The sequence below is a fragment of the Eoetvoesiella sp. genome (assembly GCF_035555955.1).
Taxonomy (GTDB): domain Bacteria; phylum Pseudomonadota; class Gammaproteobacteria; order Burkholderiales; family Burkholderiaceae_B; genus Eoetvoesia.
Window position 1 is genome coordinate 1 of sequence record NZ_DATMGA010000047.1, and the last position, 14,239, is coordinate 14,239.

The 14,239-nt window shown below is 62.0% G+C and carries 10 protein-coding genes; 5 read left to right on the forward strand and 5 right to left on the reverse strand.

Annotated features, from left to right (window positions below):
* Window positions 1-181 precede the first annotated feature (181 nt).
* Window positions 182-1,447, forward strand: a complete 1,266-nt coding sequence (lysA, locus tag VNT00_RS12220) for a diaminopimelate decarboxylase (RefSeq protein WP_325587838.1) — start codon at window positions 182-184, stop codon at window positions 1,445-1,447.
* Window positions 1,448-1,683: 236 nt separating this feature from the next.
* Entirely contained in the window at window positions 1,684-3,864 is a 2,181-nt protein-coding gene (locus VNT00_RS12225; protein WP_325587840.1) for a bifunctional diguanylate cyclase/phosphodiesterase, read from the forward strand.
* Between the two features lie 69 nt (window positions 3,865-3,933).
* On the opposite strand, the gene ccsB is transcribed toward VNT00_RS12225, so the two are convergent.
* The 3 genes from ccsB to VNT00_RS12240 all read right to left on the reverse strand — a co-directional run bounded on the left by ccsB (window position 3,934) and on the right by VNT00_RS12240 (window position 8,138).
* Window positions 3,934-5,286, reverse strand: coding sequence for a c-type cytochrome biogenesis protein CcsB (gene ccsB, locus VNT00_RS12230; protein WP_325587842.1), 1,353 nt, complete (start codon window positions 5,284-5,286; stop codon window positions 3,934-3,936).
* Between the two features lie 11 nt (window positions 5,287-5,297).
* Window positions 5,298-7,280: a cytochrome c biogenesis protein ResB gene (locus VNT00_RS12235; RefSeq protein WP_325587856.1), complete on the reverse strand. Its 1,983-nt coding sequence runs from the start codon at window positions 7,278-7,280 to the stop codon at window positions 5,298-5,300.
* A 156-nt stretch (window positions 7,281-7,436) separates the two neighbouring features.
* A complete protein-coding gene (locus tag VNT00_RS12240; protein WP_325587844.1) occupies window positions 7,437-8,138 on the reverse strand; it encodes a c-type cytochrome in 702 nt (233 codons plus the stop codon).
* Window positions 8,139-8,336: 198 nt separating this feature from the next.
* On the opposite strand from VNT00_RS12240, the gene yihA reads away from it, so the two are divergent.
* From yihA to VNT00_RS12255, 3 genes are all read left to right on the forward strand, one after another.
* Complete coding sequence (gene yihA / locus VNT00_RS12245) at window positions 8,337-8,960, forward strand: ribosome biogenesis GTP-binding protein YihA/YsxC (RefSeq protein ID WP_325587846.1); 624 nt, start codon at window positions 8,337-8,339, stop codon at window positions 8,958-8,960.
* Entirely contained in the window at window positions 8,957-9,973 is a 1,017-nt protein-coding gene (hemB, locus tag VNT00_RS12250; protein WP_325587848.1) for a porphobilinogen synthase, read from the forward strand. Before yihA ends, hemB begins: the two co-directional genes overlap by 4 nt.
* A 533-nt stretch (window positions 9,974-10,506) precedes the next feature.
* Window positions 10,507-11,217: a TetR/AcrR family transcriptional regulator gene (locus VNT00_RS12255; protein ID WP_325587850.1), complete on the forward strand. Its 711-nt coding sequence runs from the start codon at window positions 10,507-10,509 to the stop codon at window positions 11,215-11,217.
* 9 nt (window positions 11,218-11,226) lie between these two features.
* Here VNT00_RS12255 and VNT00_RS12260 read toward each other — a convergent pair whose 3' ends face one another.
* On the reverse strand, window positions 11,227-12,606 hold the full coding sequence (locus VNT00_RS12260; protein ID WP_325587852.1) for an MFS transporter: 1,380 nt from the start codon (window positions 12,604-12,606) through the stop codon (window positions 11,227-11,229).
* 17 nt (window positions 12,607-12,623) lie between these two features.
* A complete protein-coding gene (locus VNT00_RS12265) occupies window positions 12,624-13,829 on the reverse strand; it encodes an FAD-dependent oxidoreductase (protein ID WP_325587854.1) in 1,206 nt (401 codons plus the stop codon).
* Window positions 13,830-14,239: the final 410 nt, after the last annotated feature.

A 14,239-nucleotide genomic window follows, 5' to 3' on the forward strand; every position in this document is an offset into this window, starting at 1 on the left:
AAGGCGGCCAGCCCGGCCCCCGCCAAAGCGCCAGCCACCGACGCTGGCCCAATCGGCAGCGCCGCGCCGGCTTCGGCAAATCCTGTAAAGTAGGCGCTCCCGCCGGAGTTCGAGCCCGCCGCGTTCCATCTCGTTCAGACCCGCGCAAAGCACTCAATATCCTCTTATTCATAGCCTCACAATGACTGTTGCTCCTCATTTCGACTTCAAGAATGGCGTCCTGCATGCCGAGAACGTTCCCCTGCCCGCTCTGGCCCGGCAGTTCGGCACGCCGCTGTACGTGTATTCGCGCCAGGCGCTGCGCGACGCCTGGGAGTCCTACCGCTCGGCCGCCGAAAACCGCAACGTCCTGGTGTGCTTCGGCATGAAGGCCAACTCCAATCTGGCGGTGCTGAACGAGTTCAGAAAACTGGGGGCGGGTTTCGATATCGTCTCGGGCGGCGAGCTCGCCCGCGCGCTGGCCGTGGGCGCCGACCCCGGCAAGATCGTATTTTCTGGCGTGGGCAAGCAGGCCTGGGAAATGCAGGCGGCGCTGAAGGCCGGGGTCAAATGCTTCAATGTGGAGTCGGAAGCCGAACTCGCGCAATTGGCCCAGGTGGCCGGCCAGATGGACGTCGTCGCCCCGGTGTCGCTGCGCGTCAACCCCGACGTCGATGCCCAGACCCATCCTTATATTTCCACCGGCCTCAAGGAAAACAAATTCGGCATCGCCATCGAGGAAGCCGTCCGGGTCTACCAGTACGCGTCGCAGCTCCAAAACCTGCGCATCGTGGGTGTCGACTGCCATATCGGCTCGCAAATCACGGAAGTCAGCCCCTATCTGGACGCGCTCGACAAACTCATCGCGCTCATCCAGACGCTGGCCGGGCTCGGCATTCATATAGAGCATCTTGATCTGGGCGGGGGGCTGGGCATCCGCTACACCGACGAAACCCTGGTCACGCCCAAGACGCTGCTGGACCAGGTCTTCGAACGCCTGGCCGCAAAGGGGCTGGATTCGTTACAAATAGTCCTGGAGCCCGGCCGATCGCTGGTGGGCAATGCAGGCATACTTCTGACCACCGTCGAATACCTGAAGCACGGGGACACCAAGAACTTCGCCATCGTCGATGCCGCCATGAACGACCTGATCCGGCCGACCCTGTACGACGCCTGGCACAGCGTGGAACAGGTTGGCCCGCCCAGCCACGACGAAGTGCGAACCTACGACATCGTGGGCCCCATCTGCGAAAGCGGCGACTGGCTGGCCCGCGACCGCCGGTTCGCCCTGAAACAGGGGGAGCTCCTGGCCATCATGTCGGCGGGCGCCTACGCCTTCACCATGGCCAGCCACTACAACACGCGCCCCCGCGCCGCGGAAATCATGGTCGATGGCGACAACTGCCATGTGGTTCGCCCCCGCGAAACCATAGAAAGCCTGTTCGCCGGCGAAATCCCCCTGGATTGAAGGTCGGGCGGCTCCTTGACGGGTATTGAGGGGCCCAACCCTTTGACCATACCTTTGTACCGGTCCATTCAGATAATATTCACACGATAAATCCATATATACTCTAAAGCTACCGGGCCCGGTGCCGTTTATACAAACTACCTCGTGTAAAAAAACAGGCTCTCCATCTTCCATCATGACAGTCAATGCACATGTCGTCCGTTGTCCATTTCACACATGCGCTGCGATGGTAAAGCATGCAAAACCCTGAGTCTGATATCGCACGTTTTGCTCCTGATCCGCTCAGGCTGTTCGACCGTGTGCTTCGCGCCCTGACGTATGTCGCGCTTCCTGCCGCCGTCTCTTTTTTACCCGTACTGTCCCTGCTTATCAACAACGACCCCCAAGGTTTCGGGCCGGGCTCGTTCCATGCCATCTACATGCTGGAAGGCGGCGTGCTTACGCTGTCCCTCACGCTATTGCTGTTCGCCGCCATCAGCCGGAAATGGCTTTATGTTCTGTTTGCGGGCTGGCTTATCGGCAACCTGCGCATCACCGCCACCTCCATGGGCTGGGACATGCAATGGCTGGGCCAGGACATTCCCGTGGCCGCGCTGCCGTATATACGCAAGCTGACCTGTGCCCTGTACTACCTCCTGACATTCACGCTGTTCACCGAGCTGTTCAAGACCGGGCTGGCCAAGACCCGGCAAACGGGCCTGCTGCGCCTGGGCATGGTGCCCGGAATCGTGCTGCTGGCGGCTGTCCCGTACGTTCCGTACGAACACTTCCTGCAGCTGATGTGGTGGATGGCCGCCGCCGGGGTTTTCATTGCCGCGGCCATCATCTACCGCGTGCAGGTCGTCGCCTATTCCAGCGACATGCTTTGGTACAGCGCCGGCATGCTCGTCGTCATTGCGGCCGGCACGGGTGTGCTCGAGGCCTTGTCCACGCTCATCAACCTGCATATTCTCAATACAGCCTGCATCCATATTGCGGCCACCATCGTTTCCAGCGCCCTCATCGCGCTGGTCGTCACCGAGAACGAGCGCTCGGAACGCAATAAAACCATCACCGCCCTGGTCACGCTGGCCGACCACGATCCGCTTACCAACACGCTGAACCAGCGCGGCATCGAGAAACGCACCCGCAATGCCCTGCACGGACTGAGCCGGGGCGAGCCTTTTGCCATGGGCTACCTGGATTTCGGCTCGCTCAAGACCGTCAACGACCTATACGGCCACACCACCGGCGACGACGTCCTGCGGCAAGCCTGCGCCCGCGTCAGCGCCAAGCTGGAAAGCGGCCAGTTCCTGGGCCGCATCGGCGGCTCCGAACTGATCCTGCTGCTTTGCAATACCTTCATCGACGACGCCCAGTTCCTGGCGCACGCCATTATGAACGACCTGCAGGCCTCGCCGTGCTATATCGGCACCCGCACGCTGCAGCTCAACGCCTCGATGGGGCTGGTCGAAGTGGCCAACCCCAAGCAGCCTCCCCAAGAAGTGATCCTGGCGGCGGCCCGGGCCTGCCGCCTGGCCCGGCGCAACGGCGTCAACCAGATCGTCGTGCACGAATACGCCGATATCGCCAAGGCGGAACATAGCCAGGAATTCCAGCTGCTGCGGGAATTCAGCACGGGGTTCTCGCCCCGCAACCTGTTCCTGGTGATGCAGCCCATCATGTCGCTGAAGAACCCCTTCAACAGCCTGGATTTCGAAGTCCTGCTGCGCATGCGCGACGCCAACGGCAAACTGGTGCCAACCAATACCATCATCGCCGCGGCCGAGGAAAGCGGCGTTGCGCCAGCCCTGGACAAGTGGATTATCCAGACAACGCTGGAATGGCTGGACAAGCATCAAGGCCAGTTGGGCAATACCAATTTCATCTGCCTGAACATGAACGGCATGTCGCTGAACGACCAGAAGTTCATCGACGAGTTCTTCAGCCTTTTGCAATTGCACCGGCACATTGCCCACCTGCTTTGCATAGAAATCACCGAAAGCGTGGCGCTCAAGGACCTCAACGACATCCACACCTTCATCGAGCAGTTGCACAGCATCGGGGTGCGGGTGGCGCTGGACGATTTCGGCGCCGGATACACGTCGTTCTCATATCTTAAGCAACTACCGGCCGATGCGCTGAAGATCGACGGCTCGTTCATCCAGAGCATGACCGCCCGCCCCGCCGACGTGGCCATCGTGGAGGCCATCGTGGCCCTGGCGCACAACCTGGGCATGCAAAGCATCGCCGAATGGGTGGAAGACTGCGCCACCCTGGAGACCCTGGCCAGACTGGGCGTGGACTACGTGCAGGGCTACGCCGTTTCTCACCCCAAAGACCCCAAGGAAATGCTGAACGCGCGCTGCGTCGTCGATTTCATCGACGACGAGGCAACCCGCGCATTCATCAGCGAACACCTCGGCCAGGAAGCCTAAGACGGAAAAACCTGGGTAGCGGGGGGCACCCTCCAAAAACAAGGGCTCCCGAAGGAGCCCTTTCTTTTCTTACAGCTCTCCGTAGGAGTGCAGCCCCGACAGGAACATATTGACGCCCAGGAAGGCGAAGCTGGTCACCAGCAGGCCGCCCAGGGCCCAGTACGCCGCCATGGGGCCGCGCAGGCCTTTCATGAGGCGCATGTGCAGCCAGGCTGCATAGTTGAGCCAGACGATCAGCGCCCAGGTTTCCTTGGGATCCCACTGCCAGTAGGTGCCCCAGGCATCGGCCGCCCACAGGGCGCCCAATATGGTGGCCACCGTGAAAAACGCGAAGCCCACCGCGATGGCCCGGTACATGATGTCGTCAAGCACTTCCAGCGACGGCAGCTTGCGCGAGATGGGGCCGCGGAAAGCCAGGATGGTGCCGACAATAATGGCGCCCAGCCCGAAATACAGCATCCAGGTAAGCGAGACTTCCCGGGAACCGAAAATAAAGGGCTCGGCACACAGCACCGCGCCCAGCACGAAAAGCGGGATCAGCCTGGCCCGGGACCGGGTTTCGCCGTGTTCTTTGATGAGGTAGGCAAAACCCACCATGGCCGACAGGGAGAAGGTGCCGTAGCCGATGAAATTGGCCGGCACGTGGATTTTCATCCACCAGCTTTTCAGGGCAGGCACCAGCGGCTGGATCTGATAGGCATCGCGCGTGAACGAATACCACAGCAGAAACACGACGGCGGAGGTCACCACCATCAGCACGAAGCCGCCCAACGCGCGCGTGGCGTAGCGCCGCTCGTAATACAAATAGAACAAGGCCGTGATCAGGGAGAACAGCACGAAGACTTCGTACAGATTGCTGACGGGAATGTGGCCGATGTCGGGCCCAAGCAGATGGCCTTCGCGCCAGCGCACCAGCAGGCCGGTTACCCCGGCGTACACCGCGCCCCAGGTGAGGAACGTGCCCATCCAGGCCGCCGTCTTGCTGACGAAGCCGACCCAGTAGCAAATGGTCGCCAGCGCGAACAGCGCGCACATCCATAAGATGGCCGACTGGGACGAGAACAGATACTTGAGGAAGAAGACGCTTTCGGCCCGGGTGATGTCGCCCTGGGCCAGCCCATGGCCGTTGCTGTACAGCCAGATGGCGAACAGCGCGCTCAGGCCGCTGGCCACCATCAGCGCGCGCAAAGGCCGCCAAAGCCAGGCCGCCCAGCTGAAGCCCACGACGGCGCCGCACAGGATGAGCTTCTCGTAGTAGTCCATGTAGCTGCCATAGTTGGACAGCGCATAGCCCGCCCCGACGGCAAGAATCAGGAAGAACAGAATATCCGTCCAGTCGGGCTTGCCCCGCTGGCCGCGCGAATCCCCGCTCGAAACCATGGGATCCTGCCACGCAGGCGTATTGAGAGTGGTGTCGGACATGCTAAACCTCGTTACGTAGACAGGCGCTTGAAAGCGTCTTTGAAGCGCTCGAATTCACGGCTGAAATCCAGGGTGCGTCGTTGAGATGTCATGGCAGCCAGCAATTCGCTGCCTTGCCCTTGTGGTCTGATCCAGACCCAGATGCGGCGATCCCGTATGTAGAACATCGAGAATACGCCTAATACCAAAAATATGCAGCCCAGATACACAATGTTCTTGCCCGGACTGCGGGCCACCTGGAACACGCTGGCCTGCACCTGCTGGAAATTCTTCAGCGACAAGAACACCGGAGCGGGGTAATCGGGCAGATTGGCAAAGGCCAGCAGGGCGGTTTGCGTCCAGCGCATGGCGGCCTGCTGCGCCTGGGGATTGCTGCGATCCACCGGCGCCAGGCCGTTCCGGGCGCGGTTGATGTCGCGCAATTCGGCCAGCGACAGTTGAATCATGGGCACGGCGAACCCAAGCACTTTCTCGCGCTCGGCAGAGGGAACCTTGACGACGATTTCATTGAAGCCGCCCCGCGCAAACGATTCCAGCGCGCCCTCGGCCGCTTTCTGCAGCAATGGTCGCTGCGCGGCATCGTTGGCGTTGGCCTGGGCGAACCGCTCGGCGGCCTGGGCCCGCATGCCGGGGTCGTTCAGGGCGGCGCGCAAGCTCATGAACTCGGCCACGGAATGGTTGGCGTCGGCGGGAATGCGCATGTACCGATAGGGCTCGGCGGCGGACCGGCGCACGCCGGCCAGAAAGACCTCGCTGCCATCCAACTGCATGGGCAGCATGTAATTGGTGAACTCATACGACTGGCCGTTGCTGTCGACCACACGATACTGGACGCTGGGGCCGACGTTGCGCAAGTGCTCGTTCTTGGCGCCGGCGGCGCTGCCCGTTACGGCCGCCACCTGCTGTAGCACGTCCTTGGGTTGCGGCTCTTTGCCGTTGTCGAGGTTCTCGACGTTGATGACCCGCAAGCCCGTCAGATCGACGCTCACATTCGAGACGCCCGCGGCGGCCGGCAGCTTGGCGGCCTGCCCGACCACGCCCTCGACATCGAAGGTCTGCTCGCCGGAGCCGTGCAAGGGGTAGCCCAGCAATTCCAGCTTGCTGCCGCCATCGTCGAAGCTGGACTGATAAACCGTTATGCCCTTGTAGCGCAAGGGTTCGTTGACCTCGATGACCTTGTTGAAGGTCTTGCCCGTTTCATGGTCGATGACTTCGACGTCGCTCTTGAAGCTGCTGGGCATGCCGGTCGAATAGTACTCGACGTCGAATTTGTTCAGCTTGATGGAGAACGGCAGGGGCTGCACCAGCACGCCGTTTTCAAGGCTGACGATGGCATTGCCGCTGATGCTGCCGTCCGGCACCAGCATATTAGCGCGGAAGCTGGGGTTGCCGGCCGGGAGGCGGCCCGACTCGGGGACGTCGGCAATCATCATGTTCTGGGTAATGGGGTGCTTGTCGCCCAGCCATACTTGCAGGCGTAGCAGCAGTTCGCTGTCCAGCAGGCCGCCCACGCAAATGACCACGATGGCGGCATGGGCAAAAATATAGCCCAGGCGGTTGGCACCGCCCTTCTTGGCCGCCAGCAGCACGCCTTCGTCATCCTCGCGCCGCTTCCATTTGTAGCCATGGCTGCGCAGCCACTGCTCGATGCGGCCCGAGGCCTCCTGGGGCGCAAGCGGGCTGGCCAGTTCGACGCGATGATGGAAGGCCCGCAAACTGCCGCCGCGCACGTATTCGCGAAAAGAGCGCGCATCGCGGATCATCTTGGGGGCGTTGCGCAACAGGCAAATGGAGGTCGAAACCACCAAAAACCCCATGATCAGCAAGAACCACCAACTGTTGTAGATATGCCAGATGGAAAATTTGTCGAACAAAGCAAACCAGAACGGCCCGAACCTGTCGACATAGGTGCTGGGCGCCTGATTCTGCTGCAGCACGGTGCCGATAAGGCTGGCCACGCAAATGAACATGAGCAGGCTGACCGCGAACCGCATGGATCCCAGCAGTTCGAGCAGGTCAGAACCCCAACGACGAAGGGCGGAAGTTTGATTCACAATTTCATTCGCAAAAAAATAGGGGCGCCACGATCGGCTCCCCCATTGCATAACGTGTACTGGCGCCGGGTGAGCCCGTGCGCCGATTTATATTTTTTAACGCAAGCCCGCGGCGTAATCGGCAACCGCGGCGATCTCGGAATCGGACATGCGGTCGGCGATGTCGTGCATCATCGCGCCATTTGCGCGATCGCCGCTGCGGAACAGCTTGAGCTGTTCGGCGATATAGCTGGGGAACTGGCCGGCCAGGCGGGGGAATTCGCCGGGCAGGCCCGCGCCATTGGCCGAGTGACAGGCCGCGCAGGCCGGAACGCGGCGCTCGTCGATGCCGCCGCGCCAGATTTTCTGGCCGAGTTCCATGGTGGCTTCGTTGGTGGCGGTGGCGGCCTTGTCGTAGTCGAGCTTTTGTTGCGACAAGTACAGCGCGATGTTCTGCATGTCTTCAGGCGTAAGCTGGGAAGCGAACGTGGTCATGACGGTGTTCGCGCCGTTTACGCCGCGGCGCAGGGGTGGCTGCTTGCCGTCTTTGGAACGGAAGTCGCCAAGCTGCTTGGCCAGGTATTCGTGCGGCTGGGCAGCCAGGTTGGGGTTGGTGGGGATGGTGCTGTTGCCGGCCGCGCCGTGACAGCTTGCACAGGCCAGGATGCCTCGCGCCGCATCGCCGTTGACGAACAGTTGTTCGCCTTTTTTTGCATCGGGCTTGGCCGGGGCGGCATCGGCCGCGTAGCTGACGCTGGCCAATGTGGAACCAAGCAGCAAACTGCTGGCAACGAAGATACTGGAAAGCACACGCTTCATGAAAACCTCGACCGATCGTTATTCTTAATGGCGGGCAGTCCAAAGCCGGGATGCCGCCGATACCCGCCTTCCGCCTGCGGCCCCGCCTGCCGGGCAGGCCTGCTATAGGGCGCAATCAAAAGGCTTCTACAGTTTCAAACCTCTAATTATACAATAGGGGCTAGATTCGACCCACAATAACCACACCTGGTACTCCCTTTGTCCATTCTGCACCGCGCCTCGTTCTCCACCTCCGCCGCCCGGCTCGACCAGTTGCCGCCGCCCGGCGCGCCGGAAGTCTGCTTCGTGGGCCGATCCAACTGCGGCAAATCATCGGCCATCAATGTTCTTACCAACCAGCGGCGCCTGGCATTTTCCAGCAAAACGCCCGGCCGCACCCGCCTGATCAATCTTTTCGGCATTCCCGATCCGCTCGACCCCGATGGCGCGCTGGGCTATCTGGTGGATTTGCCGGGCTACGGCTACGCGGCCATTGGCAAAGAGGCCCGCGAAGAATGGACCGAGGTACTGGGCGATTACCTGATCACCCGCGCCTCCTTGGCCGGCATCGTGCTGCTCATCGACATCCGGCGCGGCGTCACAGAGCTTGACCGCCGCCTGGCCCACTGGGTGGCGCCCACCCAGAAGCCGGTTCTGGCCCTGCTTACCAAGGCCGACAAACTGCCCTACGGCCAGCGGGTCAAGGCGGTTTTCGCGGTCAAAAAAGATCTGGCGGAAATCGGTGCGCTTACTGCGATACCCTTTTCCTCCACGCACCGCATCGGCATCGAAGATGCCGGCAATTACATCGAAAACTGGATTTCTCCAAAGGTAGTGCCATGACTTCTTTCATCGTCGACGCCGACTTCCCCTCGTACCGCCCCCGCCGCAACCGGCGCGACGACTTCTCGCGCCGCCTGGTGCGCGAAAACGTGCTGACGGCCAACGACCTTATCTATCCCGTGTTCGTCATGGAGGGCAAGAACGTGCATCAGCCGGTGCCTTCCATGCCCGGCGTGGTGCGCTATTCGCCCGACACCCTGCTTGCGGTGGCCGAAGAATGCGTGGCCCTGGGCATCCCCGTGCTTGCGCTGTTTCCGGTCATCGACGCCAGCCTGAAAACCCCGGACGGCATCGAGGCGACCAACCCCGAAGGCCTCATTCCCCGCGTGGTCGCGGCGCTCAAGCAGCGCTTCCCGGAGCTGGGCATACTTACCGACGTGGCGCTGGACCCCTACACCAGCCACGGCCAGGACGGGGTCATCGACGACGAGGGCTATGTCCTCAACGAGCCGACCGTGGAAATCCTTACCCGCCAGGCGCTGGCGCAAGCCCGGGCCGGCGTGGACATCGTGGCGCCCAGCGACATGATGGACGGACGCATCGGCACGATCCGCCAGGCGCTGGAAGCCGACCGGCACATCTATACGCGCATCATGGCGTATTCGGCCAAGTACGCCAGCGCCTTCTACGGCCCGTTCCGCGACGCGGTGGGCTCGGCCGTGAACCTGGGCAAGTCCAACAAGGCCACCTACCAGATGGATCCGGGCAATCGCAACGAAGCACTGCGCGAGGTGGCAGCCGATATCCGCGAGGGCGCTGACATGGTGATGGTAAAGCCGGGCCTGCCTTATCTGGATATCCTGCGCGACGTGAAGAACGCGTTCGGCATGCCGACCTATGCCTACCAGGTCAGCGGCGAGTACGCGATGATCCAGGCCGCGGCGGCCAATGGGTGGCTGGATGGCGAGAAGGTGATGATGGAGTCTTTGCTGGCGTTCAAGCGGGCGGGGGGCGACGGCATTCTCACCTATTTCGCGATTGCGGCGGCAAAGCTGCTGAAAGAGCAGGGGTAAGCGGCGCCGAGCAGCGCATTTCATTCAAAGCGCTTTATAGGCCTGGCCGTTGACTGGGTCTTTTGCTTATTGGGTCGTTTGTTGCTTGGGTTCTAAAGCGGCCGTGGAGCGCCCGCACCGTCGCGCTCAGGTCGCTGCGGCCTCGGCTACGCCGAGGCTTCCCATGCCGACAACCGTTTTCGGGCGCTCACATAGAGTGCCCCCCACGCTGCGCCACTACGTGGCTTGCTGCCCCCCTAGGGGGCGCCTTTTGCCTTGGGGCGGCCCGGCGGCAAAAGCTCGCGCGAACGGCCAGCCCCCGGCTGGCCGTAAACGCCGTCCTCAAACAACTGTTCGCTTGCGCCCCGAAAACAGCCGCCGCCATGGCTTGCTTCAACTTCGCTTGCCGGCACGGACGCTCCCCGGCCTTGCGGGGGGGATTAGCGTCGAAACCCATCCCGATCAATTTTGATCACGCTATATTATTAGAGCGACTATAGCTATAATCGCAGGCATTCCTTCAATGTCCGCGGCCAGACTCCGCCGAATACCTTATGCCAGCATCCACTCCCTCGCCGCAAACCGCTACGGCCAAGACGGAGGCCCCCGTTGCCAAGCTCGGGCTGCGCGCGCGCGGCAAGCTGGAGAAGCGCCGCCGCATCAAGCAAGCGGCGCGCGAGGTGTTTCTTGAAAAGGGATACGATGCCGCCACCACCCGCGAAATTGCGGAACGGGCCGAGGTGGCGATAGGCACGCTCTTTGTGTACGCCAAGGACAAGCGCGACCTGCTGATGATGATCATCAACGACGACCTGGATCGGGTGAATGCGGAATTAAGCGAAGAGCTCGGCCAGATCCAGGACGATGCGCCGCTCATCGACCAGCTTACCAACTTCTTTGGCAGGCGCTACCGATATTGGGCGGGCGAGCCGCGGCTGGCCCGCCCGGCCGTGCAGGCGACGTTCGACTTTCTTTCCACCTCGACCAGCCAGGGGCCGGAAACGGCGCGCTTTTACGCGCGGCGCAGCCAGATCGTCGAGCTGCTGTTGTCCATTATCGTGAGCAAGCAGAAGGCGGGCAAGATCGGCGCCAAGAACAGCGCCGACGACATCGCCGCACTGTTCATGACCATCTACCTGACCGAAGTGCGCCGCTGGCTCAACGACGACAGCCCGCAAGCCGACCTCGGCATTGCCCGCCTGCGCAAGCTGATGGCGCTGGCCCTGTGCGGCGTGGCGCCGGCCCCGGGCGAGGCGGATATTTAAAAGTACGGCTCAATGCGCCCCGGCCACCACGGCCAGGTTCTCGCCGCGCTCAATCGCCTTGTCACGCAGGCGCAGCAGCATGAACGAGGCGGCGCAGCCGACCAGCATGGGAATCGCGCCGTATAGAAAGATATAGGGCAGCGGCAGCTTCAGGGCGATAAGGATTCCGCCGACGACCGGCCCCAGTATCGACCCCACGCGCCCCACACCCAGCGCCCAACCCACACCGGTGGAACGGATGAAGGTGGGATACGAGCTGCCGGCCAAGGCATTCAGCCCGAACTGGGTTCCCACCACGAACAGCCCCGCCGCGAACACGACGACCTCCAGCATGTGCGCGCCGCTGCTGACCTGGCCGATCGACGCGATCGTCACCGCCGCCAGGCCGAAAAAGCCGACCAAGGGTTTCAGGCTGCCGCGGTCCAGCAGGCGGCTGATGATGATGCCGCCCACCGCACCACCCAGTTGAAACAAGGAGGTGACGATGACCGCACGCTGCAAGGGTACGCCCGTGCTCGAGATGACTGTCGGCAGCCAGCTGGCAATGAAATGCAGCGTGATCAGGTTCACGATGAAGCATGTCCACAGCAGCACGGTGAAGGCCGCCCTGTTTTCCGTGAACAGATGAGTGAAAGGCATGCCGGCGCGCACTTGCTCGCGCACCACTAGCTCGCTGTCGGCGGTGATGCCGGCGTTGGGAAACCATTTCTGCATCAGCGCCTTCGCCTGCGCGCTGGCGCCCTTGCGCAAAATCTGGAAGCGCACCGATTCGGGCAGGAAGAACTGGCACAGCGCGGCCACGACCAGCGGCGCGCAGCCGCCCAGGATGAACACCGACGTCCAGCCGAAGCGCGGAATCAGCGCGGCCGCCGCCGCACCGCCCAGCGCCGCGCCTATGGTGTAACCCAGGAACATGATGGTGATCATCGTCGCCCGGTGCTTCTTGGGCGAGTATTCGCTGGTCAGCGCAATGGCGTTGGGCACGGCGCAGCCCAGCCCGATTCCGGCGATGAAGCGCAGCACGATCAGGCTGGTCAGCCCCGTGGACATCGCGGTCAGCAAGGTGAAGATGCCGAAGAACACCGCGCCCGCCAGCACCGTGCGCTTGCGCCCCAGGCGGTCGCCCAGCGATCCGCCCAACGAGGCGCCAAACATCATGCCCACCAGGCCGGCGCTGAACGCGGCGCCGAACGAGGCGCGGCTGACGCCCCAGGCCTTGATCAGCGTCGGGGCGACGTAGCCGATGGCCTGCAGGTCGAACCCGTCCACCACCATGATCAGAAACGCCCAGAACAACAGGCTGACGTGGAATTTCGTAATCCTGGATGTATCGATGAGCTCTGTCACATCGATGCTTCCGGGTCTTGTGGGTCTTGTATTTGTACTCATGTCTCCTCCTTGCGGTTTTACTGTATTTGCCGCGCGCGCTGTACGCTGGCGATCATCGACGAGTTGAGCAGGTAAGCGCGCGCCTTGTCCTTGTCCGCGGCGGTCTTGCGCATTTCATCCAGCCGCTCCTGCCGTATGTCGGGGTCGCGCTCTTCCAGCAGTCGCTTGTTGCGGATCGTGGTGGCCTGGACATACTCGATATTGGTTTGTCTGCGCTGGCGAACATAGCGGTCCAGGCAATCCTGCGGCTCCTCACCGCTCAATACGGCGGCCAGCTTTTCAGCCAGGTTGACCGCGTCGTGGATGCCGCTGTTCAGGCCCATGCCGCCCAGGGGGTTGTTGGCATGCGCCGCGTCTCCGGCCAGCAGCACCCGCTGCTCGCGAAAGGTGGACGCCACGCGCTGATGAACGCGGTAGACGCTGCGGTAGGCAATTTCGTAATCCTGGTCGGGATCCAGAAAGCCCTTGATCCGGCTTTGCACGAATTGCTCGGAAAGGATCTCGTCTTCGGACATGCCGGGCTGCGTCGGAAACGCGATGCGCCATATGCCGGGAGGCCCTTCATGCGGCTGGACGAAGATAGCGCACCATTCGTCGGGATCGGCGACATAGGCATTGCCGGTAAAGCCTTGTTCGCGCAGGTCGTAGGGTGTGGCGAACACCAGGAAGCGTTCGGGCCAGGTAAAGCCTTCGAACTCGGCATTCATGGTCTTGCGCACGATGCTGTGCGCGCCATCGGCGCCAACCAGGTATGAAGCGCGTATTTCTTCGGGGCCGGAGGGAGTTTCGACGCTGATCGAGACGCCCCCGCCATCCTGCGTGAAGCCGGTGCAGCGGTGGGAGAACAGCACTCGGGCGTTGGGAAGTTCGGTCAGCGCGTCGTGAACGATTTGCGACAGCTTGTGCTGTTCGCAGTGCAGGCGGAAGGGGTGTGGCGTTTCGTCGCTGATCAGGCCCAGATCGAACTGCGCCACGACGCCGCTGCTTCGGTCGCGAAGCTGCCACTCGGGAACCTTGATGCCTTTTTCCAGCAAGGAGCCGCCGACGCCCAAGGCGTCCAGCATTTCAACGGTGGGGGGGTGAAAGGTTCCGGCCCGAAGGTCGCGGGGAATTGCCTTTTCCGATTCCAGCACGATCACCTCGACACCCTGGCGCGCCAACGCCAGCGCGGCCACCAGACCGACAGGCCCTCCTCCTGCCACTACAACGGGGTTTGTTTCCATATCTGCACCCAAATTTATAGCAAACTCATTTTTGAATTCGCTCATTATTATTCTCTGGATTTTGGAAGTCAATAAAATTTTGAGCGCGTTATGAAAATAACTTATTTGTAGTGGGACAAGGCCGGGGCTCAGCCTATTCAGGCTTATGGCGGAGTGCTTGGTGATGGATTTTTGGGAAGCAGGAAGAGGGGGATGGGGATGTTTTTGAGTTCTTTAGCGGCCGTGGCGTGCCTGCACCGGCGCGCTCAGGTCGCTGCGGCCTCGGCGTTGCCGAGGCTTCCCATGTCGACAACCGTTTTCGGGCGCTCACAGAACTCGGACGAACGGCCAGCCCCCGGCTGGCCGTAAACGCCGTCCTCAAACAGCTGTTCGCTTGCACCCCGAAAACGGCCGCCGCCATGGCTTGCTCC

Excerpts from the sequence above, each read along its gene's own strand:
- lysA (WP_325587838.1), top strand. The coding sequence starts at position 182 with ATGACTGTTGCTCCTCATTTCGACTTCAAGAATGGCGTCCTGCATGCC.
- VNT00_RS12225 (WP_325587840.1), top strand. The coding sequence starts at position 1,684 with ATGCAAAACCCTGAGTCTGATATCGCACGTTTTGCTCCTGATCCGCTC.
- ccsB (WP_325587842.1), bottom strand. The coding sequence starts at position 5,286 with ATGTCCGACACCACTCTCAATACGCCTGCGTGGCAGGATCCCATGGTT.
- VNT00_RS12235 (WP_325587856.1), bottom strand. The coding sequence starts at position 7,280 with ATGCGGTTCGCGGTCAGCCTGCTCATGTTCATTTGCGTGGCCAGCCTT.
- VNT00_RS12240 (WP_325587844.1), bottom strand. The coding sequence starts at position 8,138 with ATGAAGCGTGTGCTTTCCAGTATCTTCGTTGCCAGCAGTTTGCTGCTT.
- hemB (WP_325587848.1), top strand. The coding sequence starts at position 8,957 with ATGACTTCTTTCATCGTCGACGCCGACTTCCCCTCGTACCGCCCCCGC.
- VNT00_RS12255 (WP_325587850.1), top strand. The coding sequence starts at position 10,507 with ATGCCAGCATCCACTCCCTCGCCGCAAACCGCTACGGCCAAGACGGAG.
- VNT00_RS12260 (WP_325587852.1), bottom strand. The coding sequence starts at position 12,606 with ATGAGTACAAATACAAGACCCACAAGACCCGGAAGCATCGATGTGACA.
- VNT00_RS12265 (WP_325587854.1), bottom strand. The coding sequence starts at position 13,829 with ATGGAAACAAACCCCGTTGTAGTGGCAGGAGGAGGGCCTGTCGGTCTG.